Origin of the sequence: Candidatus Poriferisocius sp. (assembly GCF_965214065.1) — a bacterium.
GTDB lineage: Bacteria > Actinomycetota > Acidimicrobiia > Acidimicrobiales > Bin134 > Poriferisocius.
On sequence record NZ_CBDCAT010000028.1, the window covers coordinates 769,161 to 790,416 of the forward strand.

General features: G+C 65.2%; 21 protein-coding genes and 1 other RNA gene. 14 read left to right on the top strand and 8 right to left on the bottom strand.

Annotated elements, in window-relative coordinates; translation table 11 throughout:
- Window positions 1–5: 5 nt before the first annotated feature.
- The 5 genes from ACOOGG_RS14960 to ACOOGG_RS14980 all read right to left on the bottom strand — a co-directional run bounded on the left by ACOOGG_RS14960 (window position 6) and on the right by ACOOGG_RS14980 (window position 4,646).
- Window positions 6–794 carry an SDR family oxidoreductase gene (locus tag ACOOGG_RS14960; protein ID WP_420436436.1) on the bottom strand — a complete coding sequence of 263 codons (789 nt, stop codon included), beginning with the start codon at window positions 792–794 and terminating at the stop codon, window positions 6–8.
- Window positions 795–846: 52 nt separating this feature from the next.
- Window positions 847–1,644, bottom strand: coding sequence for an SDR family NAD(P)-dependent oxidoreductase (locus tag ACOOGG_RS14965; protein ID WP_420436438.1), 798 nt, complete (start codon window positions 1,642–1,644; stop codon window positions 847–849).
- Between the two features lie 27 nt (window positions 1,645–1,671).
- A complete protein-coding gene (locus ACOOGG_RS14970) occupies window positions 1,672–2,757 on the bottom strand; it encodes a Zn-dependent alcohol dehydrogenase (protein ID WP_420436440.1) in 1,086 nt (361 codons plus the stop codon).
- 21 nt (window positions 2,758–2,778) lie between these two features.
- On the bottom strand, window positions 2,779–3,984 hold the full coding sequence (locus ACOOGG_RS14975) for a DegT/DnrJ/EryC1/StrS family aminotransferase (protein ID WP_420436442.1): 1,206 nt from the start codon (window positions 3,982–3,984) through the stop codon (window positions 2,779–2,781).
- Between the two features lie 86 nt (window positions 3,985–4,070).
- Window positions 4,071–4,646 carry a M48 family metallopeptidase gene (locus ACOOGG_RS14980; RefSeq protein WP_420436444.1) on the bottom strand — a complete coding sequence of 192 codons (576 nt, stop codon included), beginning with the start codon at window positions 4,644–4,646 and terminating at the stop codon, window positions 4,071–4,073.
- Window positions 4,647–4,743: 97 nt separating this feature from the next.
- On the opposite strand from ACOOGG_RS14980, the gene ACOOGG_RS14985 reads away from it, so the two are divergent.
- A complete protein-coding gene (locus tag ACOOGG_RS14985; RefSeq protein ID WP_420436446.1) occupies window positions 4,744–5,856 on the top strand; it encodes a DUF1214 domain-containing protein in 1,113 nt (370 codons plus the stop codon).
- Here ACOOGG_RS14985 and ACOOGG_RS14990 read toward each other — a convergent pair.
- A complete protein-coding gene (locus ACOOGG_RS14990) occupies window positions 5,834–6,991 on the bottom strand; it encodes an amidohydrolase family protein (protein ID WP_420436448.1) in 1,158 nt (385 codons plus the stop codon). The genes ACOOGG_RS14985 and ACOOGG_RS14990 overlap by 23 nt on opposite strands.
- 66 nt (window positions 6,992–7,057) lie before the next feature.
- On the opposite strand from ACOOGG_RS14990, the gene ACOOGG_RS14995 reads away from it, so the two are divergent.
- The 5 genes from ACOOGG_RS14995 to ACOOGG_RS15015 all read left to right on the top strand — a co-directional run bounded on the left by ACOOGG_RS14995 (window position 7,058) and on the right by ACOOGG_RS15015 (window position 11,582).
- The gene (locus tag ACOOGG_RS14995) at window positions 7,058–7,393 is read left to right on the top strand and encodes a hypothetical protein (RefSeq protein WP_420436450.1); all 336 of its coding nucleotides are present in this window, start codon (window positions 7,058–7,060) and stop codon (window positions 7,391–7,393) included.
- 44 nt (window positions 7,394–7,437) lie between these two features.
- Entirely contained in the window at window positions 7,438–7,902 is a 465-nt protein-coding gene (locus ACOOGG_RS15000; protein ID WP_420436452.1) for a pyridoxamine 5'-phosphate oxidase family protein, read from the top strand.
- Window positions 7,903–7,980: 78 nt separating this feature from the next.
- On the top strand, window positions 7,981–10,326 hold the full coding sequence (locus ACOOGG_RS15005; RefSeq protein ID WP_420436454.1) for a transglycosylase domain-containing protein: 2,346 nt from the start codon (window positions 7,981–7,983) through the stop codon (window positions 10,324–10,326).
- Window positions 10,327–10,342: 16 nt separating this feature from the next.
- Entirely contained in the window at window positions 10,343–11,065 is a 723-nt protein-coding gene (locus tag ACOOGG_RS15010; protein WP_420436456.1) for a zinc ribbon domain-containing protein, read from the top strand.
- Window positions 11,066–11,078: 13 nt separating this feature from the next.
- The gene (locus ACOOGG_RS15015) at window positions 11,079–11,582 is read left to right on the top strand and encodes a hypothetical protein (RefSeq protein ID WP_420436458.1); all 504 of its coding nucleotides are present in this window, start codon (window positions 11,079–11,081) and stop codon (window positions 11,580–11,582) included.
- Window positions 11,583–11,606: 24 nt separating this feature from the next.
- Here the strand turns inward: ACOOGG_RS15015 and rnpB are convergent.
- Together rnpB and ACOOGG_RS15025 are read right to left on the bottom strand one after the other, a co-directional pair.
- Window positions 11,607–11,980, bottom strand: an RNA gene (rnpB, locus tag ACOOGG_RS15020) — RNase P RNA component class A.
- Window positions 11,981–12,026: 46 nt separating this feature from the next.
- Entirely contained in the window at window positions 12,027–13,466 is a 1,440-nt protein-coding gene (locus ACOOGG_RS15025; protein ID WP_420436460.1) for an FGGY family carbohydrate kinase, read from the bottom strand.
- Between the two features lie 45 nt (window positions 13,467–13,511).
- Here ACOOGG_RS15025 and trpD point away from each other — a divergent pair, with 45 nt between their 5' ends.
- The 8 genes from trpD to ACOOGG_RS15065 are packed head-to-tail and all read left to right on the top strand — an operon-like array spanning window position 13,512 to window position 21,250.
- Window positions 13,512–14,567, top strand: a complete 1,056-nt coding sequence (gene trpD, locus ACOOGG_RS15030; protein WP_420436462.1) for an anthranilate phosphoribosyltransferase — start codon at window positions 13,512–13,514, stop codon at window positions 14,565–14,567.
- On the top strand, window positions 14,564–15,856 hold the full coding sequence (locus tag ACOOGG_RS15035) for an NYN domain-containing protein (RefSeq protein WP_420436464.1): 1,293 nt from the start codon (window positions 14,564–14,566) through the stop codon (window positions 15,854–15,856). The genes trpD and ACOOGG_RS15035 overlap by 4 nt, the downstream gene beginning before the upstream one ends.
- Window positions 15,853–16,899, top strand: a complete 1,047-nt coding sequence (queG, locus tag ACOOGG_RS15040; RefSeq protein ID WP_420436466.1) for a tRNA epoxyqueuosine(34) reductase QueG — start codon at window positions 15,853–15,855, stop codon at window positions 16,897–16,899. The genes ACOOGG_RS15035 and queG overlap by 4 nt, the downstream gene beginning before the upstream one ends.
- Before the next feature lie 3 nt (window positions 16,900–16,902).
- Window positions 16,903–18,045 (top strand): glycosyltransferase family 4 protein, encoded by a 1,143-nt coding sequence (locus ACOOGG_RS15045; RefSeq protein WP_420436468.1) that lies wholly within the window; start codon window positions 16,903–16,905, stop codon window positions 18,043–18,045.
- Window positions 18,042–18,545: a hypothetical protein gene (locus tag ACOOGG_RS15050; protein ID WP_420436470.1), complete on the top strand. Its 504-nt coding sequence runs from the start codon at window positions 18,042–18,044 to the stop codon at window positions 18,543–18,545. The genes ACOOGG_RS15045 and ACOOGG_RS15050 overlap by 4 nt, the downstream gene beginning before the upstream one ends.
- The gene (locus tag ACOOGG_RS15055) at window positions 18,538–18,999 is read left to right on the top strand and encodes an SRPBCC family protein (RefSeq protein WP_420437623.1); all 462 of its coding nucleotides are present in this window, start codon (window positions 18,538–18,540) and stop codon (window positions 18,997–18,999) included. Before ACOOGG_RS15050 ends, ACOOGG_RS15055 begins: the two co-directional genes overlap by 8 nt.
- A gap of 29 nt (window positions 19,000–19,028) precedes the next feature.
- Window positions 19,029–20,204: an aminotransferase class I/II-fold pyridoxal phosphate-dependent enzyme gene (locus ACOOGG_RS15060; RefSeq protein ID WP_420436472.1), complete on the top strand. Its 1,176-nt coding sequence runs from the start codon at window positions 19,029–19,031 to the stop codon at window positions 20,202–20,204.
- Window positions 20,205–20,218: 14 nt separating this feature from the next.
- Window positions 20,219–21,250 carry a 6-phosphofructokinase gene (locus ACOOGG_RS15065; RefSeq protein ID WP_420436474.1) on the top strand — a complete coding sequence of 344 codons (1,032 nt, stop codon included), beginning with the start codon at window positions 20,219–20,221 and terminating at the stop codon, window positions 21,248–21,250.
- Window positions 21,251–21,256: the final 6 nt, after the last annotated feature.

The following is a 21,256-nucleotide window of genomic DNA, read 5'->3' on the forward strand; positions in this document are numbered from 1 at the left end:
CTCACTCAGCCGATCATCTGGCCGGCGTCCACCCGGATCTCGAGGCCAGTCACGCCTCGGCCCCGCTCAGAGGCCAAGAACAGCACTGCCTCGGCGATGTCTTCGGGGTCGACATGTCGCCGCAGGGCCGCGCTCCGGGCGGCGCGTTCAGAGACTTGCTCGGCGGTCTTGCCGGTCTGACCGGCGATGCCCTGCCACAGCCGATCCAAGTTGTCGCCGGTGATGTAGCCGGGGGTGACGATGTTCACCCTGATGTTGTGAGGGCCGAGCTCTCGGGCCATCACCATCGAAGCGGTGTGCATGGCTGACTTGGTGGAGGTGTAGATGGCCATCTTCTCGGGTACCGAATGGGTGCTGAGGGTGCTGATCTGCACGATCGAGCCCCCGCCGACCGCCTTCATGTGCTCAGCGGCGCGACGGCTCACCTCCAGGGTGCCAACTACGTTCAGCTCGAAGGAATAGCGGTAGTCGCCCCAGTCGATGTCGGCCACCGCGGCGCGGGCGCCACCGGCGGTGGCCACGTTCACCACCGCATCCACCCGGCCAAGCTCGGCGGCCGCGGTATCGGCCAGGGCTGCGGCCGAGTCGTGGTGGGCAATGTCGGAGGGTATGGCCAGCACCCGCCGTCCGGTGGCCGCGGCCACCTCAGCGGCCAGCGCCTCGAGCGGCTCGGCCCGACGGGCCGCTAGGGCCAGGTCGGCGCCGTCTTCGGCCAAGGCCAGCGCACACGACCGCCCCAACCCCAGACCAGCCCCAGTGATGATGGCCACCTTGCCAGTCATCGAGCGGTTCATCTGGTTCCATTGCTGATCATGGTGCCTCGGTCCGACGCCGGCGGCATCGGCGCTACTCAGTCTCTGGCATGTCGGGGGCCCAGTTGGCGCCGTTGATGTGGCTGCCGCCGTCCACGTACAGCGTGTTGCCGGTGAGGTATTGGGCGTCCTCGGTCGACAAGAACAGGGCCACCGGGGCGATGTCGCCCTCTGGATCGCCCATTCGGCCCATGGGATTGGCCGCCTCGGCGTTGCGGATCAGATCGGGCATCATCTGCTCCACCCTTCGGGCCGACGCGGTCTTGGCCCCCGGGCAGATCACGTTCACCACAATGCCGTATGGGGCCCACTCCCGGGCCGCGGTGCGGCTCAGTGTCCGCAGCGCCTCCTTGGCGCAGTTGTACTCGAGTGTGCCCATGTGGGCGTTCACCCCGTTGAGCGAGCACAGGTTCACGATTCGGCCGTATTGCTGATCCCGCATTGGACGGAAGGCTGCCTGCATGGCCCACAGTGGGCCATAGAGGCCCACGTGCATGGCGTCGTTCATCAGCTGGTCGGTCTTGACCTCCACCCGGCACAGCTCGCCTCCACCCCACGCATTGTTGATGAGTACGTCCAAGTGGCCCCAGTTCTCAATGGCAGTGTCCACCATGGCCAGCACCTCGTCCTTTTCGGCCACGTCTACCCGCATTGGCCGGGCATCGGCGCCGAATTCGTCGCGCAGCTCGCCGGCCACTCGCTCGGCAGCTTCGTTGTCGATGTCGGTGACCAGAAGCTTGGCCCCTTCGGCCGCGAACCGCCGGCTGATTCCATGGCCGATGCCGTCGCCGCCGCCGGTGACCACCGCCACCCGGTCGTCTAGTTGTCCCATGTTGTGCTCCTTTCAGGTTTTGGTTGCTCAGAAAGCGATAACCGAGCGCAGGGTTTCACCCGCCTTCATGGCGGCGTATCCGTCGTTCACCTCGCTGATGCCGATGGTGGCCGACACCATCTCGTCCAGCTTGAGCCGTCCGTCGAGGTACAAGTCGATGAACTTGGGCATGTCCAGGCGGAAGCGGTTGCCGCCCATGAGCGATCCCTGGAGCTTCTTCTCGCTCAAGATGATCTCCCCGCCGGGGATGGTCACCTGGCTGGTCATGGGCAGCATCCCGATCACCGTGGCCGTGCCGCCGATGCCGATCATGGCCCAAGCCTGCTCGGCGGTGGCCGTAAGACCGATGGCCTCGAACGAGTAGTCGGCGCCGCCGCCGGTGATCTCGTGGACCGCGGCCACCGCATCTACCTCGGAGGCGTTCACGGTATGGGTGGCCCCCAGGGTGCGGGCCATCTCCAGCTTGGAGGCCACTAGGTCCACTGCGATTATGGGGGTGGCGCCCACGATGCGGGCTCCCTGGACGGCTGACAGTCCGATGCCGCCGCAGCCGATCACCACCACGCTGGAGCCGGCCGGAACCGCCGCGGTGCGCATGACTGCGCCCAGCCCGGTGGTGACGCCGCAGCCGATGAGGGCGGCCCGGTCAAGCGGCATGTCGTCGCGGATCTTGACCACCGCCCGCTCGTGCACCAGCAGTTCCTCGGCGAACGATCCCAGCCCGGCGAAGGCGGTGCAGCCCCGGCCGTCTTCGAACCTCAGCGAGGGGGATGGGCGGCCTGAGCGCATGGAGTCGGCGTCGAGGCACAGGTAGGGCTTGCCCTGGAGGCACGTGCGGCACACCCCGCACCACATCGACACGCAGGTGATGACGTGGTCGCCGGGCTTCACGTAGGTCACGTCTTCGCCCACCGCGGCCACCACCCCGGCCGACTCGTGGCCCATCACCATCGACTCCGCCACCGGCCAATGCCCGTCCATGAAGTGCAGGTCGGAGTGGCACAACCCGGCGTGGGTGGTGCTGATGAGCACCTCGTTGGGATTGGGCTTGTCGACGGTCAGGTTCTCGACAACCAGCTCGCCTGGACTGGTGTGCAAAACAGCGCCGCGCATGGGGTTCTCCTTTGTGGGGGGCTAGGTAGTGGTCAAGAAGGTTTCTATCAGGCTGATCACATAGCCGATGTCTTCGTCGTCTAGTGAGTGGTTCATGGGGAGCACTACTCCCTGCTCCATGATGGCGTCGGCATTGGGAAGCCCGCCGGCGGGCTGGCGAAAGTCCACGCCGGACATGAAGGGCTGGCGGGTGGCGTTGCCAGTCCACACTGTGCGGGTGTCCACACCGTTGCCGTCGAGGTGGGCTTGCAGATCGGCCCGCACGAAACCAGCGTCGGGTGCGATTGTGAGCGGGTAGCACAGCCAAGCGGTATCCAGGCCCTCGGTCTGTCGGGGGAGGCGGAAGCGGTCGGCCTGGGCGGAGAAGAAATCGGTGTAGAGATCGAAGCTGCGGGTGCGCCGGGCGAAGTTCTGGGGAACTTTGTCGAGCTGTTGTCGGCCGAAGGCGGCGCCGATCTCGGAGGGCTCGAAATTCCAGGCCAGCTCGTCGAAGATGAACTGATTGTCGTAGTGGATGCCATCGAGGTCTTCCCAGAAGTCCCGGTCCTGGCGCTTGGACCCATAGAAGTGCAGCTCGGAGCGGCGTCCCCAGCGGCGCAGCAAAAGACCCCGGTCCCGCAGGTCCTCGTCGTCGAGCAGCACCATGCCGCCGTTGCCCGCGCAGGTGATGATGTGCGAGGAGGCGAAGCTGGTGACCGTCAGGTCGCTGCGGGTGCCGGTGGGGGAGCCCCGCAGCACCGGCCCCAGGGCATCGCAGCTGTCCTCGATGACGAACAGCCCGTGGCGGTCGGCAATGGCCCGAATGGCGTCCCAGTCGGGGGCGTTGCCGATGAGGTTGGGGGCCAAGATGGCCCTGGTATCTGGGCTGACCAGGGCCTCGATGGAATCGACGTCGATCTGGTAGGTCTCGGGATCCACGTCGGCGAACACCGGAACCAGTCCGGCTCGCACCAGCGGGGCCACATCGGTGGAGAAGGTCACCGCCGCGGTGATCACCTCGCTGCCCGGCGGCAGGTCGGCCAGCTCCACTGCCAAATACAGCGCCGATGAGCCCGAATTGCACATCAACCCGCGTCGCTTGCCAAAACGCTCGGCCACCTCCCATTCGAATGCGGTGACGTTGCGCCCCGGCCACAGGGCGGCCGCCCCTCCCCGCAGCACCTCTGTCACCGCTTCAATCTCGGCCTCGTCATGCACACTGGCCGCATAGAAGATCCGCTCACCCATTGATTCTCAGTCTGCCCCACCCGCGTGGACAAGCAGTGATCGAAGCGGCGGCTCAAGCCCTCGCCGACCAGGTCGGCTTGTTGCGATTAGACCGTGTGGCAGGGGTCGGAGTGGCCGGCGGACATGGCTTCGAGGAAGCCGGAGGCGCGTTCTTGGCGGGGGTAGCGGTTGGCCAGTTCCCAGAAGGCGGGGCTGTGGTTGGGTTCGCTGAGGTGGGCCAGTTCGTGGACGATGACGGCGTCGAGCACCCAGCTGGGCACCCGGGCCAGGCGGGTGGAGACTCGGATGGTGCCCCGGGCCGAGGTGCAGGACGCCCAGCGGTCGTTCTGCTCGGCCCAGGTGACCGACTCGGGTTGGGCGAGGCCATAACGTGAGGCCAGCTTGACGGCCCGCTCGGCCAGGTTCACCCCGCCAGCCTCGGCTGCCCGCTTGCGCTCGAGGCGCACTACCAGGCTGGCCACCATCTCGGCCTCGGCGTCGGGGGTCATTCCGGCGGGAACCCGCACCTCAATGCAGTCGGGCAGAATCTTGGCTGCGGCCGTCTTCCGACGCCTGGGACTGCGGATGACGCGAACCGGTAGCCGGGGCGGCGCCTCGGGAACTGCGTCGACGGCAGTGCCCGTGGCAGCGTCCGATGCCGTGTCCAAGAGGGTCGAACTCACGGTGCGACCATACCGACGGGGAATGACAGTTTGGTGGATGGTGGGGTAGCGAAGCGCCTGCGGTAACGTCCGGCCAAAACCAAAGGGGGAGATGGAAATGGCTGATCAGACCAAGACTCAGGCGGCATGGGCCGAAATGGTTGACGCTCTGTCAGAGGTCAGCGAACGCTTCTGCGGCGAGGAATGGGGGGTGTCCGGTGAACAGGACATCGCCGACAGCCACCGCCTGGTGCTGCACATTCTCCAGTCGGCTCTGTTCTCCCACGCCGAGTTCGATCCCGAGCGCCCGGTGTGGCGCCGAATCGTGTCGCCTACCCGCAAGTTCACCGGCGACAACGCCGATGCGGTGTACTTCGAGGCCCCGGTGAGCGGCGACCTGGCCTACCGGGTCACCGGAAACCTGGCCGGAGCGGTCTACACCTCGTTTACCGTGGAACTGGGCTCTGCCGACGGCAAGTACGCCACCGGCACCGGTGGAGTGCTCAACGACGACGACATCGACGTGGACTCCGACGGCAATTACGAGGTGTTCTTGGGCGGTGAGCCCCGGGACCGCAACTGGCTGGACCTGCCCCCCGACGCGGGTCGGATCACCACCCGCCACTACTTTGAAGTGCCCAAGCCGGCCGCGGCCGACGAGTCGCTCCACATTCCCCTCACCATCGAGTGCCTGTCGCCGGTGGGCCCGGCCACGCTGTGGACCGACGAGACGGTGGCCGCAGCCATCAACCGGGTCAACAACCATGTACTGGGCAAAACCCTCCAGCAGCCCATCCCCGGCACCTATCCCATGCCGACGTGGGTTAGCCGCGAGCCCAACGTTCTGCCCGACCCCCAGCCCCCCGGCACCATGGGCTTCGCGGCCTTCGATGCCTACTACACCCTGGGTCGCTATGTGCTCGGCCCCGACGAGGCCCTGGTGATGACCGGGCGCTGGCCGGAGTGCAAGTTCGGCAACGTATGCCTGTGGAACGCGGCTGGCCAGACCTACGACTACGCCAACCGCGTCACCAGCCGCAACCGGGCCAACACCACACTTGAGGCCGACGGCTCGTTCAAGATGGTCATCGCCCACGAAGACCCCGGTGTGTACAACTGGCTGGACACCGAGGGACGCCCCTCCGGCAGCATCTTCTGGCGGTTCTTCCTGCCGACGGGTGACGTGGAGCGAATCGAGCCGGAGCTGGTCAAGCTCTCAGATCTACGCTGAGAGAAGTAAGGGCTTCCGAGTCGAACCCGTAGAGGTCGGCGGCGTTGCCCCCAACCAACTGGGCCACCTCGTTGTCTGGCCGACCGGCGAACTGCTCTATCAGCATTTCCTGAGAGCGGGGCCATGTTCCCTCAATATGGGGGTAGTCGGAGCCCCACATCAGTTGTCCGGCACCGAGCTGATCCACCACGTCCACTTCCTCGGGATCAGTGAAGCCTGCTCCCAGGTACACCTGGCGGCGGAAGTATTCGCTGGGCTTGAGCGGCAGGTCTCGGCGAAGCTGGTCGAACATGCGCAGCTCGTAGAAGCGGTCCAACTCATCCAGTGTTGCCGGTGCCCAAGTTGAGCCCTGCTCGTTCATCACCATGCGCAGGTCGGGGTGGCGCTCGAAGGCCCCCGACCACATGAGCAGCCAGAAGGGGCGGTGGGCGAACCAGCTGATCTCGGTGAGGAAGATGCCCAGTGAGCCGGTGAAGTCTCCGTAGTTGGGGGTCCAGCCCGAGTGGGTGTGAACCGGCAGCCCCTCATCCGCGCAGGCCGCCCACACCGGCTCATAGCGGGGGTGGTTGTACAGCGGGTTGTCGCCGGTGCCGCTGCACAGCAGCACGCCCCCGAAAAGCCCCAGATCGCGCATCTGCCGGATCTCGGCCACGGTGGTGTCTATGTCGTCCACCGTGATAAGGCCCACCCCGGCCCGCCGCCCAGGCGCGTCATTGCAGAAGTCGCCCAGCCAGCGGTTGTATGTCCGGCAACCGGCCAGCCACAGGGCCGGGTCCTGCTCGTATTGGTAGGTCATCAGCCCCACGTCGAAAGGGGTCACCGACGGGTCACCTGCGCCCGGATACAGCACCTCGGCGACGGTCCCGTCGGCCTCGAGCTCTCGAAGCCGCCGGGCCGAGTCCCAGCCTCCGCCAAGGCCACCGGCGGCCACCTCCTCGATCGTGCCGAACTCTTCTAGGGCCTGTTCGCTGTAGATCGCCGCCCCAGTGTGCTCGGCCTTTCGCCTCCTCTTGCTCTCGGTGTCGCCTAGCCATTGGTCGTAGGCATCTTCCAAGCCGGGGTCCAGGTACTGCCGGTAGGTGTCGGGCAGCGCACTGGCGTGGCAGTCGGCGGAGATCATCAACAGGCCTTCCATGGCTCAATTGTGACCTCCGACAATGGGGTGCGCGGAATCGGGCCGCTGGTCGGGGAGAATGTCGGGATGCAATTGCAGGGCCAGGCGACTGGGCTGCCTGACGGGCTGGACTGCGTCGACCCCGATGTGCTGCAAAAGCTGCGTAACGGGGTGATCGACAAGCTCCCCGAGCACGCCCTCGACTGTTTGCCCGCCGATGTGCGCGACCGCATTCCCGACGAGCTGATCGAGTTCGCTACGACCAATCCTGAACTGGCCCTAGCGGCAGTGGTCGTTGCGGTAGTGGCCTCACTGGTGTTCTTGTACAAGCTGATGAAGAGGGCCTTTATCGTCGCCCTGATCTTCGGCTCGGTGGCGGTCGCAGCCTGGTGGTGGTGGCTGGCGGAGCCCGATTTCTTCTGACCACGGTAAAGCGGCCGCTTTACTCCGTGTGGAAAGCTGAGCGCATGGCCAAAAGACGCGACAAGATCCGCCTCACACCTGAAGAACTCGAGGTCTTCATCGAGGAGCAGAAGAGCCTCCAGGTGGCCACCATCAACCAGGACGGCACCCCTCATCTGAGCACCCTGTGGTTCGCAGTGGTGGATGGCGACATCGTGTTCGAGACCTACACCAAGTCGCAGAAGATCAAGAACCTGGAGCGGGACAACCGCATCGCGCTGCTGCTGGAGGACGGTGTTGAGTACGACAAGCTCCGGGGCGTAGCCATCAACGGGCACGCCGAGCTGCACACCGACCCTTCCGTGGTCCACCGCTACGCCCTAGAGGTGATGGATCGCAACAACCCCGACGTCGATCGGGAGATGCTGTCGAAAGCGGCCGAGAGCATGGCCTTGAAGCGCACCGCAGTAGTTGTCAAGGCCGAGAAGACCATCAGCTGGGACCACACCAAGCTGGGCGGTTCCTACTGACACCGCTTGTGCCCTCAGCATTGCGGCCTCCAGTCCGCGCCCGCTGTCGACTGACCGGCCGGTAGCGTTGGGGGTCTGGTGAAGGACCTCCTGAGGTGGCTGTCCCACCTGCTCCGGCTCGCTGTGCTCATGCCCATGCTGGCGCTGGCCCTGGCCGCCACCCTGTTCGTGGCATGGCCTCCGACGGCCGACGTGCTGAAGTCTTGGGAATCCACTGCGGTGGAAGTGAATCTCACCGAGAACGTGAGCCTGAACGAGCTGTCCATTCGCTCTTACGTCTACGACGCCGATCGCCGGATCATCGATGTGTTCAGCTACGTCGAGAACCGGGGACTGGTCGACCTTGACGACATCTCCGAGCAGGTGAAGCACTCGGTGATCGCCATTGAGGACGAGAACTTCTACCTGCACACCGGCATCGACCTAAGCGCGGTATTCCGGGCGGGTCTCGAGAACGTCGGGGCCGGGGGCATCACCCAGGGTGGATCCACCATCACCCAACAGCTCATCAAGAACCTAGTGGTGGGCAACAAGGTCGAGGCTGAGCGCAAGCTCCAGGAGATGTCCATGGCCAAGCGCCTGGAGCGGGAGATGGACAAAGACGAGATTCTCCACCTTTATCTCAACACGGTGTATTTCGGTCAGGGAGCCTACGGCGTGCAAGCTGCCGCCGAGGTGTACTGGGGGCTGGACGCCGCCGATCTGGGTTGGGGGGAGGCTGCTCTGTTGGCCGCGCTCATCAGCAACCCCAGTGGCTATGACCCCATCTACAACCCCTTGGGGGCCCTGCGCCAGCGGCGCATTGTGCTGAACCGGCTGACTGAGCTGGGCTACATCACGCAGGAGCAGGCCGACCTGTTCGACCTCCAGCCGCTGCCCACCGAGATTGACGAGATCGAGCTACCACCCAGGAGCTACTTCGTGGAAGAAGTGAAACAGCAACTCCTAGATGACCCCCGGTATCTGGGCGGGAGTCCTGAGGATCGCTTCAACCTGGTATTCAACGGCGGCCTCAGCATCTATACCACCTTCGACCCCGTCGCCCAGCGGCAGGCTGAGGACGCGGTAGCCGCCACCCTGGTTGAGTACAACGAGGGAGAACACGGCGGCGTAGAGGCCACCATGGCCCTGGCCGCCCTCGAACCCGATACCGGGGCGGTGCGAGCGGTGGTGGGGGGACCGGGGTTCGCCCAGGATCAAGAGGAGTTCAACCTGGCCACCCAGGGCTCCCGCCAGCCGGGGTCGGCGTTCAAGACGTTTGTGATGATGGCCCTGTTCGAACAGGGATACCAGCCCAGTGACCGGATCAGCGGGCGGGGGCCTTGCCAGATTCCCAATCCCGGCGGCGTCCCCGACCCCTATGTGGCCAACAACTTCGCCAGCTCGCCGGGACAGGTGGACTCCATCACGAATCAGATCAGGGTCTCCTCCAACTGTGCGTTCTTGCGGCTGGGCCGGGTGGCGGGAATTGAGCCGGTCATCGACACCGCATCAAAGATGGGCATCACCACCGAGCTGGAATCGGTGGCATCACTACCGCTGGGTTCTGAAGAAGTCCACCCCATCGACATGGCGTCGGCCTACGGAGTGATGGCCACCGGCGGTATCCGCTATGAGCCCTATTTCATCGAGCGGATCGTTGACCGCCAGGGCAACGTGCTCTACGACCACGAGCTGTCGGGCCAGCGAGTGGTGTCGGAGCGCTCCACCTGTTGGGCCACCGACGTGCTCGAGAACAACATGGTCAACGGTACCGGGAGACGGGCTCAGTTGCCGCTCCAGACCGCTGCGGGCAAAACCGGCACTACCGAGGAGTCGGCCGATGCCTGGTTTGTGGGATTCACCCCTCATCTGGCCACCGCGGTGTGGCTGGGCAACCCCAACGAGCGGATCCCCATGCGCAATGTGACTGGCAGCTCCTATCCGGCGGTGGCGTGGGGCCGGTTCATGACCAGCTACCACGAGGGCCTTGAGGTGGTGGATTTCCCGAATTGTTCCAGCGAGCTCCGGATCAGCGAATTGATAGAGCTGGAGGACGTGTTCACGGTGGGCGCTCCCTGCGCGACGCCGCCCGAGCCTGAAGACCCGGAGGCGATCGTGCCGATCATCGTGCCGGTGGACACCGACGACGACGGCACCCACGACGCCTGCATAGACCTGTTGGTCACCGAAGGAGTCGAGCCCTGCGGGTTCAGCGAGTTCGCGGAGGAGGGCGGAGAGCCCATCCCGCTGTACTGCGGAACCCCCTCGCCCATCGAGGTGGAATGTCTCGAAGGTCAGTTCCCCTTGGACTCAAACGATGACGGCGTCGCCGACACCTGCTTGGGTACGGAAACTAGTACTGATCTCCCAACAGACGACGGCGTCGAACCTGAGTCCGTTGACGGTCCTGATCCGGGCACGGTGCCTGATCCCGGAACCTGATAACTAGGATCGCACTGTGAGCGACGATCACTTCCTGCCCCTGCTGTCGGTCCAAGACCGCGACACCCGGATCGACCAGCTCCGCCACCGTTTCGAGACCCTTCCCGAGCGGGCTGAGCTCGCGGCCCGCCAGCAGTCTCGCCAACAGGTCCACGACCAGCGAGAGGCCAAGCAGGTTCAGAGACTGGAGCTTCAGCGCAACCTCAAGCGCAACGAGGACGAGCTGACTGCCTTGGAAGAACGAGTAAAGCGGGAGAAAGACCGGCTTTACTCGGGGGAGATAACCGGCACTCGGGAACTTCTAACCCTTCAAGAGGAGGTAGACGGATTGAGGTCTCGCTGCTCCGACATGGAAAGCAGTGCCTTGGAGCTGATGGAGGAAATCGAGGAGACCGAAGCCGGGGTGGAGGCACTGGCCGGCCAGCTTGAGTCGGCCGACGGCGAAGTGGATGCCGCCCAACAGCAATTGGCTGAGGCGGAGGCGGTAGTCCGGGCGGAGATCGACCAGGAGACCGCCGCCCGCTCAACTGAGGCCGCCGACATCGCCCCAGCGACTCTGGCCAGCTACGAGGATCTGAGGAACCGAATGGGCGGCGTGGCGGTGGCCCGGCTCCGCAATGGCACCTGCGAGGGCTGCCACCTCGGGTTGTCGGCCATGGAGTTGGACCGGATCCGACACGCACCGGCCGGCGAGGTGTGCTACTGCGAGGAATGCGGTCGCATCTTGGTGCGGACCTGACCGGGAAGACCCGGTGTTCTTCTGGTTCTTGGCTCTCAGCTTCGTGCTGGTGGCCTTGGTGTTCGACAGTCCGGCGCTGGACTATCGGATGGTGATGCTCGGGTCGGTGTTGCCGGTGGTCGAGCTTCTGGCCGACGGCCCTTGGGCGCTGCACACCCTGTTGGCCCCATTGGTAGTGCTGGTGATGGTGATGCTGGTTACCAGGGGACGCCGCCTGGTTCGGCGCCGGTGGCTGGGATTGCCCATCGGGCTGTTCTTGTACCTGGTGCTGGATGGGGCCTGGCTGCGAACCGAGTTGTTCTGGTGGCCGGTTCTGGGGGTGCGGGTGGACGGCGGCGACCTGCCCGACTTCAAGCCTGCGGCCTTGCTGATCGCGTTGGAGTTGATTGGAGTGGCGGCAGGGGCCTGGGCGGTTCGCCGCTACGGCCTAGCCGATCGAGAGCGGTTGCGTCTGTTGTGCACCCAGGGCCGGCTGGATCGGGTTCAGATGGGAGGTGCCCGGCCGCGGCAGCGCTGATATGCCAATTTCAAGAGAGATTGGACGGTGAGTCGGCCTGTAGGCGGGATTCTGTCCGGGTCCTTGCGGACCTTGGGCGGCCATCCATCTAAGCGGCCTACCCGGGGACTGCCCCTTTTGGGGCGGCGGGCCACCATGTCCCCTGCTTGGCCTTGCTCCCGGTGGGGTTTGCCGAGCGAGCCGGGTCGCCCCGGCCCCTGGTGCGCTCTTACCGCACCGTTTCACCCTTGCCTGTGCCCGGAAATCCGGGCCATCGGCGGTTTGTTCTCTGTGGCACTTTCCTTCGAGTCGCCCCGACTGGCTGTTAGCCAGCACCGTTGCCCTGCGGAGTCCCGACCTTCCTCAACATCGCAGCCTGCAAGACCAAGCCCCGATGCCGCGGCCACCCGGCCGACTCACCGTGTATCTAGTCTGACAGCCCGGCCACGTTGGGGCGAGGGGGTTTTACAGGCCGATGTCGGAAAGCTCGGGATACCAGCGGGAAGCTCGGGCGACCGCGTCGCGCCAGCGGTCACGGTCGACGGCTGCCTGCGGCTCGATCACTGCTCGCGGCGACCACGAGTCGGCCACCTCCTGCCAGCTAGACCACTGGCCCAGTGCCCGTCCGGCCAGGACCGCCGCGCCCAGCGCAGTGCCCTCCGGCACCGGGCACAGCTCCACCGTCCGGCCCAGGGCGTCCGCCAGGATCTGGATGAAAACCGGGTTCTGCGACATCCCGCCGTCCACTCTGAGCCGCTCCAAGCGGTGGCCGCTGTCGGCCTCGGCGGCTTCCACCAAGTCGGCGGCTCGCTGGGCCACTCCTTCGAACACCGCCCGCACGATGTGGGCCGCGGTGGTTCCCCCGGTGATGCCGAATAGCGCCCCCCGGGCCCCGAAGTCCCAGTAAGGGGTGCCAAGGCCGTAGAGGGCTGGTACATACACCACCCCCCCGGCATCAGCCACGCTTCCGGCAATCTCGATCGACTCGGAGGGGTCGGCCAGCAGGCCCATGTCGTCGATGAGCCAGCTCATGTTGGACCCGGCGGCGATCATCATGGCCTCCACCCCCCAGACAATGGCTCCGTTCTCCTGCCAGGCCACGATTGGGAATGTTCCCCGGTCGCTGCGCTTGTCGGCAATGGGCCTGTCGGGGCCGGTGCAAACATCCAAGAAGGCACCGGTGCCGAAGGTGAGCTTGGCCAGTCCCTCCAGCACGCAGCGCTGCCCGATCAGCGATGATTGCTGGTCGCCGATTATCCCGGCAATCGGCGGGCTGCCGGGAAGGGCGGTAGCGGCGCCCGCCACCCCGGTGGAGTCCACGATCTCTGGCAGGCAGCTAGATGGCACTCCGATTCTGTCGGTGATCTCGTCCGACCAGCGGGTTCCATCGTCGCTCAGCATCCCGCTCATGGCCGCGTTGGAGGGATCCACCACATGGCTGGCACCCTGTGACAAGCACCACATCGCCCATGTGTCCACAGTGCCGAAGCAGAGGTCGCGGGTGCGGTCGGGGTCGTGCCGGTCGAGCAGCCAGACCAGCTTGGTAGCCGATTCGTTGGGCACCAGCCGAAGCCCCTCGGCCTGCCACCCCAGGCATTCGCCCACCGTGCGGAGATCCTGCCAGCCCAGCGCGGGGCCCACCGGCTCACCGGTCTTGCGGTCCCACACCACCGCCGATCCGCGCTGGTTGGTCACGGCCACGGCGTCGACCCCGCCAACCTCTTCGATCACCTCGGTGGCGGTCTGAAGGATGACCCCGGCCATTTCGCCGGCATCGAACTCCACCAGTCCCGGCTCGGGCATGTCGGGCGGCGTGCGCTGCTGGCGAAAGCAGGTCACTCTGTGCCCGTCGGTCACCGCCGAGCGGATGCTGCTGGTGCCCACGTCGATGACGCAAATGTTCATGAAAGAGATTGTGGCAGGGCGGGGATGATGGTCCACACTAAGACGGTGAGCCTGGACGAACACGGAGGGTGGGCAGGGTTATTCCGCCGGCTGACGGAAGGCGGCCACCTCACCGCCGACGTCGCCAATGCGGCCATGACCGAGATCTTGAGCGGGCAAGCCACTCCGGCGCAGATCGGTGGATTCGTGATGGCCTTGCGCACCAAGGGGGAGACCGCCGAGGAGCTGGTCGGCCTGCTATCGGCGATGCGTGCCGCCGCGGAAGCAGTCCCATTGGACGCCGCAGGCCTCATCGACACGTGTGGCACCGGCGGCGATCACAGCGGCAGCATCAATGTGTCCACCGCCGCGGCGCTGGTGGCCGTGGGGGCGGGGGCCAGAGTGTGCAAGCACGGCAATCGGTCGGCCTCGTCGCTCTGCGGCTCAGCCGATGTTCTGGAAGAGCTGGGTGCGGTCATCGACCTGGGCCCGGTCGGAGTGGCCCGGTGTATGACTGAAACTGGCTTTGGCTTTTGTTTGGCTCCTCGATTTCACCCGGCCATGCGCCACGCCGGTCCGCCCCGCCGGGAATTGGGAGTGGGCACCGTGTTCAATTTTCTGGGGCCGCTGGCCAATCCGGCCGGTGTCAGGCGCCAGCTGGTGGGAACCAGCGACCGGGCGATGGCCGAGATCATGTTGGAGGTGCTGTCCGCCACCGGCTCGGAGCGGGCCATGATCGTGCACAGCCACGACGGATTGGACGAGCTGTCGACCACCAGCCCGACCGACGTCTGGGAGCTGCGGGACAGCGATACGCTTCGCTACACAGTGGACCCAGCAGAGTTCGGATTGGCACCGGCATCCCTAGGTGACCTGAGGGGAGGGGATGCGTCGGTCAATGCCGACTGTCTGCGCCGGGTGTTCGACGGCCAGGGGGGAGCGCACCGGGATATCGTGACGCTCAACGCGGCTGCCGCCCTGGTGGTAGCCGAGGTTTCCCACACAATGGCACAAGGGCTGGAGGCTGCCGCGGTGTCGATAGACGAAGGCTTGGCTGGGCAGGTTCTAGAGAACTTCGTCTCAGTCTCCAATGCGGCCCGAGCCGAGGAGGAACAAGGATGAGACCGGGAGATAGTCCTACCAATGAAGCTCTGAGGGAAGCGTTGAAAGCCGTAGTGGAGGTGGCTCGAGAAGGGCAGAAGGAGAAGCCTCCGGTGGACCCGCCGACGCGGTTGAAGCAGCTCCTGACATTCAAGAAGTTCTCGGAACGGGCCTTGGACCAAGTGCGCCAGGTGGTGGAAGACGACGAAGAGTTTCGAGAGCGAGTGGTGGAGGCCATCAACGAGAAGAAGGTGGGCCGGGTCGGGTGGCTGTGGCTGGCCCGCCCGGACGGCTGGGAGAAGGAGTGCGCAGAACTGTCCGCGGCGGCGGAGCAGGAGTCGGAAATGGCAGCCGACGCTCAGAGCCACCGAGTACTGGAGCAGAGGTTGCGAAGGGCCGAGGCAGCCTTGGAAAAGGCCGAGCGCCAGCGGGAGAAGTCCGGGCGCGACCGCAATGAGGCCCGGTTGGAGTCCACACAGGCCCGCGCCGAGGCCCGTCAATCCCAAGAGGAGTCCATCAAGCTGGCTACTGAGTTGGCCAAAACTCGTGGAGACCTGGACGCCATCCAAAAGAATCTGGAGCGCATTCAGCGGAAAGAGTCTCGAACCGACGACAGGCTCAAGAAAGCACAAAAGGAGATCGAGCGGCTCAACAGGGAGCTGAGAGATTCCCGCCAACAGCACGAGGAGGAAGTCGGAAGACTCAAGGAGCGATTGGCGGTGGCTGAGGTGGAAGTGGCCGCGGCGCGGGAAGCAGGGTTCACGCCTCCGAGGGAACCCGAGCACGAGTCTCCGCCTCCGCTTACTCGTCGGACACCAGTTACCTTGCCTCCCGGCATGCTCAAGGACACCGTGGTTGCCACAGAGCACCTTCTGCGGACACCCAAGGTGGTGATGCTGGTGGACGGCTACAACGTGACCTTCAAGAGCTGGCAGGGGTTTCCGGTGCGAGAGCAGCGGATGCGTCTGTTGCAAAGGCTGGAGGAAATGAGCGCTCGGTATCCAGAGGCCGAGATTGTGGTGGTATTTGACGGCACTGCGACCGACTACGACTACATCTCCACTACCGCTCGCTCGCTCGGGGTGACCGTTCGCTTCTCCCCGGCGGGTATTGAGGCCGATGATGTAATAATCGAGCGATGCCGCGACTATCCATTGTGGCAGCCGTTGGTGGTGGTATCCCACGACAGCCGGGTCCGAGAGAGCGCGCGCAAACTGGGGGCCAATCTTGTTCAACCCAGCAAGCTCCTCGTGCTGATGGGCGTTGAGATGGACGATGGAGATGATTTTCTGGGGTTCGCGGTACGGTGAGCACCGTCAGCGCCGATGACGTGATCGCCGCCGGATTGGCTGCGGGACTCGACTCCGTTGGGGTGGCTTCAGCCGAGCCGTTCGAGTCCACCCGGGTCACGCTCACGGAGCGGCGAGAGCGTGGGCTGCACGGGGGGATGGCCTTTACCTATCGCAACCCCAACCGTTCCACCGACCCCGCAAAAGCTGTTCCTGGCGCCCAGTCCCTGGTGGTCGGCGCGCTCGGCTATCGCATTTCCGCTCCGGCCGCTCCGGACCGGGCCGCGGGGCGGGTGGCTGCCTACGCCCGCAGCGACCACTACGCCAAGCTGCGATGTTCCCTGGGCCACATAGCCGAGATCCTGAGAGGCGTTGGGCACAAGGCCGCGGTGGTGGCCGACGACAACACGTTGGTGGATCGGGAGGCGGCTCGACGGGCCGGGCTGGGATGGTACGGAAAGAACAGCAACATCCTGTTGCCCGGTCAGGGGAGCTGGTTTGTGCTGGGCTCGGTGATCACCACCGCTGCGCTCGAACCCTCTACCCCGGTTCCCGACCAGTGCGGGCCGTGCCGCCGATGCTTGGACGGCTGCCCGACCAGCGCCATTGTGGCCCCAGGCGTGATCGACGCCCGGCGCTGTCTGGCCTGGCTGGTGCAGGCTGACGGAGATTTCCCCCTCGAGTTTCGCGAGGCGCTCGGCGATCGGATCTACGGCTGCGACGACTGCCAGGAGGTGTGCCCGCCCAACCGACATGCCGAGTCGAACAGCGGCAATGCGGGGGAAGGGCTCGATGATGACATCGCCTGGGTAGACCTTGTGGAACTGCTGGAATCGGACGACGACGAGCTGATGGCCCGCTACGGCCGCTGGTACATCCCCCGGCGGGAGCCTCGCTATGTGCGGCGCAACGCGCTGATCGCACTGGGAAACTCTGGACGAGGGGCCGATCCTGAAGTGATCGAAATCGTGCGCCGCTATGAGTCGGATCCCGATCCCATGCTGGTGCGCCACGCCGATTGGGCCGCCCGTCGCCTTGGTGTGGGCGCAGTGGCGTCGGTTTGAGCAATGGCCCGGCACCTGCTGGTCACCAACGACTATCCCCCCAAGCTCGGGGGTATTCAGAACTACCTGTGGGAGCTGTGGCGCCGGCTGCCACCTGACGACGTCTGTGTGCTGACCCGCTCCCATCCCGGAGACGCGGAATGGGATGCCCAACAGAACCACCAGGTGATCCGCTCTCCTCGCCAATTTCTTCTTCCCACCTCCGACATGGGCGAAGAGATCACAGAGTTGGCCGACGAGATCGGCGCCGAACTGGTTCTATACGACCCCGCCGTTCCCTTGGGAGCACTGGCCCCGCGCTTGCCCCATCCCTATGGCGTGATTCTCCATGGTGCTGAGGTGACCGTTCCCGGACGCCTGCCGGGCACCAAGCAGCTCTTGGCTCAAGTTCTGCGCGGCGCGCAGGTGGTTGTCACTGCCGGCCGGTACTCGGTGGATGAGGCCGAAAGGGCTGCGGGGGGACCGCTGCCCGCAGTCATCGTGCCCCCGGGGGTGGATATCGAGCGCTTCAAGCCCCTGAATGCGGTCCAGCGACGAGATGCCCGCATTCGGTTCGGGCTACCGGTCGATGCCCCGGTGGTGGTGTCGATCAGCCGGTTGGTGCCTCGCAAAGGCATGGATGTGCTGATCTCGGCATCCGCCCGGCTAGCTGACCGGCATCCGGGGCTCACGTTGGCCGTGGCCGGGGCGGGGCGGGACCGGGCCCGGCTGGACCGCCTCATCGGGCGCACTGGCGCACCCGCCCGCCTTCTCGACCGGGTGGCCGACTCGGATTTGCCCGATCTGTACGGCTGCGCCGACGTGTTTGCCATGATCTGCCGCCAGCGCTGGGGCGGCTTGGAGCAGGAAGGTTTCGGCATCGTGTTCTTGGAGGCAGCCGCGGCCGGAGTGCCGCAGCTGGCCGGAGACAGCGGGGGAGCGGCCGAAGCGGTGGAGCATGGAAGGACCGGCCTGGTGGTGGACAGGCCCAGCCATCGTGATGCGGTAATCGCCTCCTTGGACGCCATGCTGTCGGATCGGGTTCGCCTTCGACAGATGGGGATGGATAGCCGGCTGAGGGCAGTGGCCGAATTCTCCTACGACCACATGGCCGAGCGACTTCGAACCGTGATCGCCGAGGTCATCGCCCGCAGGAAGAGCCGTTGATCGTGCTGCGCGACTATCTGGTGGCGCCGGGAGTCGAGGGTCGGGAATTCCCTCAGGCCTGCTGGGCAGGGACCGGTGTCTTCACCGCGGTAGCCATTCTTACTACGGCATTTCCCGACCCGATGGCTGTTCCCATTGCCGTGGTGTCGCTTGGACTGCTGGCCGTTGGGTGCGCGGCCATGCTGTGGGCCTTCCAACGGGCATTGCAGCGCAGCCGTTATGAGCTGATCGGTGTGAGCGGCCTGTATTTCCTGGCCGGTTGCGCTCCTCGTTCGGTGCGGTTCTCGATGATGGCCGCGCTGGCTGTGGAAGTGGTGGTGGCGCTGGCCGCCGCCTCAGTGCGTCCCTTCACTGCCTCCGCGTTCGGTATCCTGGTACCTGTCTACGCGCTGGGCTTGTCTGGCGCTTGGGGAGCCAGGCACGGGACCTTCCAACCCCGGCCCTCCAACAGCACAACTTCAGAACGCGGCGATCCCAGCAGGAACGGTGACGATGTTTGACCAGGCCACCAAGAGCATTTCGATTGAAGCATCGCCGGAGCGCTGCTTTGAGGTGGTGTGCGACTTCGAGTCCTATCCCGAATGGGCCACCGAGGTGAAGCAGGTCGAGGTGATCCGACGGGATGATGATGGCCGGGGCGGTTTGGTGTCGTTTCGGGCTGCGGCCATGGGCCGCAGCACCAACTACGTGCTGGAGTACTACTACGGATCCAACCCGCTGCGGGTGTCCTGGCGTTTGGTGCAGGGCGATCTGACCAGGCGCCTCGACGGGGAGTACTGCTTCAACCCAGTTTCCGGTGAGCCGGATCGCACCGAGGTCACCTACCACCTCGCCGTTCAGATGGTGATGCCCCTGCCCGGGTTTGTGAAGCGCCGGGCCGAAGCTCGAGTCATGCGAACCGCGCTGGAGGACCTTCGCCGCCGAGCCGAAACCGGCGCTGGGAAACCACGTTAAATCCGCTCGCGGGAAAGTAGATTGACTCTGTGGAGTTTCGCCGCATCAACAACCTGCCTCCCTATGTCTTCACCATCATCAACGATCTGAAGGTGGAGGGTCGCCGAGCTGGCCACGACATCATCGACCTGGGGTTTGGCAACCCCGACCTCCCGTCGCCCGATATAGCGGTGGAGAAGCTGGCGGAGGCCGTCCAGAACCCCCGCAACCACCGCTACTCAGCCAGCCGTGGGATCCCCAAGCTGCGCGAGGCTATCGCCGGGTATTATGCCCGGCGATTCGGGGTGTATCTCGATCCTGATACCGAGGTGATCAACACCATCGGGGCCAAAGAGGGGTTCTCCCACCTCATGTGGACCCTGCTGCAACCCGGTGACGCTGCTTTGGTCCCGTCGCCGTCTTATCCGATACATCTGTACGCCCCGTTGTTCACTGGCGCCGAGGTGCGTGAGATCCCGCTGAGCACCGGGACCGATTTCTTCGGCACCATGCAGGAGCGCTGGCAGTACTCCTGGCCCAAGCCCCGCATCATTGTGCTGTCGTTTCCCCACAATCCCACCACCGCATGCGTGGATTTGGAGTTCATGGCCGGTGTCGTGGCTTTTGCCAAAGAGCACGATGTGCTGTTGGTCCACGATTTCGCCTATGCCGACCTGGGGTACGACGGCTACCTGCCGCCGTCGATCATGCAGGTTGAGGGGGCCAAGGATGTGGCGGTGGAGCTCTACTCCATGACTAAGTCTTTTTCCATGGCTGGTTGGCGGGTGGCGTTCATGGTGGGAAATCCCCAGGTGGTGGCGGCTTTGGCCAAGCTCAAGTCGTATCTGGACTACGGCACCTTCCAACCCATTCAAATAGCAGCCACGGTGACCTTGAATGAGGCTCCCGGCTTCCCCAAAGAGGTGTGCGACATCTACCAGAGCCGCCGAGACGCCCTTTGCTCGGGGCTGAACCGCATGGGCTGGGAGGTGGAGCCTCCCAAGGGGACAATGTTCGTGTGGGCCAAGATCCCCGAGCCCTACCGGGAGATGGGGTCGGTGGAATTCGCCTCCTGGCTGGTTCGTGATGCCCGGGTGGCGGTATCTCCCGGCGTTGGCTTCGGCCCCGGTGGTGAGGGCCACGTGCGGTTCGCCCTCATTGAGAATGAGCAGCGAACCGCTCAGGCCATCCGACAGCTCCGCCAATCACTGACCAAGCTGGGTTAGCGGGCCAACCCCCCATGAGAGTCGGCGTGCTGAGCGGAGGCGGTGACTGCCCCGGGCTGAATGCGGTGATACGGGCCATCGTGCGCAAGGCCGAGCGCCATTACGGAGACACCGTTCTGGGCTTTCTTGACGGCTGGAGGGGAGTTCTAGAAGGCGATTTCGTTGAGCTGGATGTGGAGCGGATGCGGGGCACCTTGCCCCGGGGCGGCACCGTTCTAGGCACTTCTCGGATGTCGCCCCGGATGTACGAGGACGGGATCGAGCGGGTGCGGTCGACCATTGGGGCAACGGGCACCGACGCCTTGATCGTCATCGGGGGTGAAGGCACTTTGTCGGCGGGCGTGGGCGTAAATGAAGCGGGAGCGGCCAATGTGGTGGGTGTTCCCAAGACCATCGACAACGACATCGGACTTACCGAGCTCACCTTCGGTTTCGACACCGCGGTGGGGGTGGCCACCGCGGCCATAGACCGACTGCACACAACCGCCGAGTCGCACGATCGGGTGATGGTGGTGGAGGTGATGGGTCGCCATGTGGGGCACATCGCCACCTGGGCGGGTATCGCCGGAGGAGCCACACTCACCCTGATTCCCGAGGAGCCCTTCGACATCGACGCGGTAGCCGAGGCCATCACCCGGCGCCATGCGCGGGGCAGGTGGGCATCCATTGTGGTGGTGGCCGAGGGTGCCCGGCCCAAAGAGGGGACCTTGGATATGCCCGAGCCCGAGATCGACCAGTACGGCCATGCCCGGCTGGGGGGAATCGGCCAAATGGTGGCAACCGAGATCGAGGCCCGCACCGGTTATGACACCCGAGTGACGGTATTGGGCCACGTTCAGCGGGGGGGCACTCCCTCCGCCCTAGACCGGGTTCTGTGCTCGCGGTACGGCATCGCGGCTATCGACGCCGTCCACGACGGGGACTGGGGGTCGATGGTGGCCTTTCGCGGCGGGGAAATGGCCCGGGTGAGATTGGCTGATGCGGTGGCCGAGCTGAAACCGGTTAGCCCAGCACTTTACGACGTGGCCAAGGTCTTCTTTCCCTGACTGTCA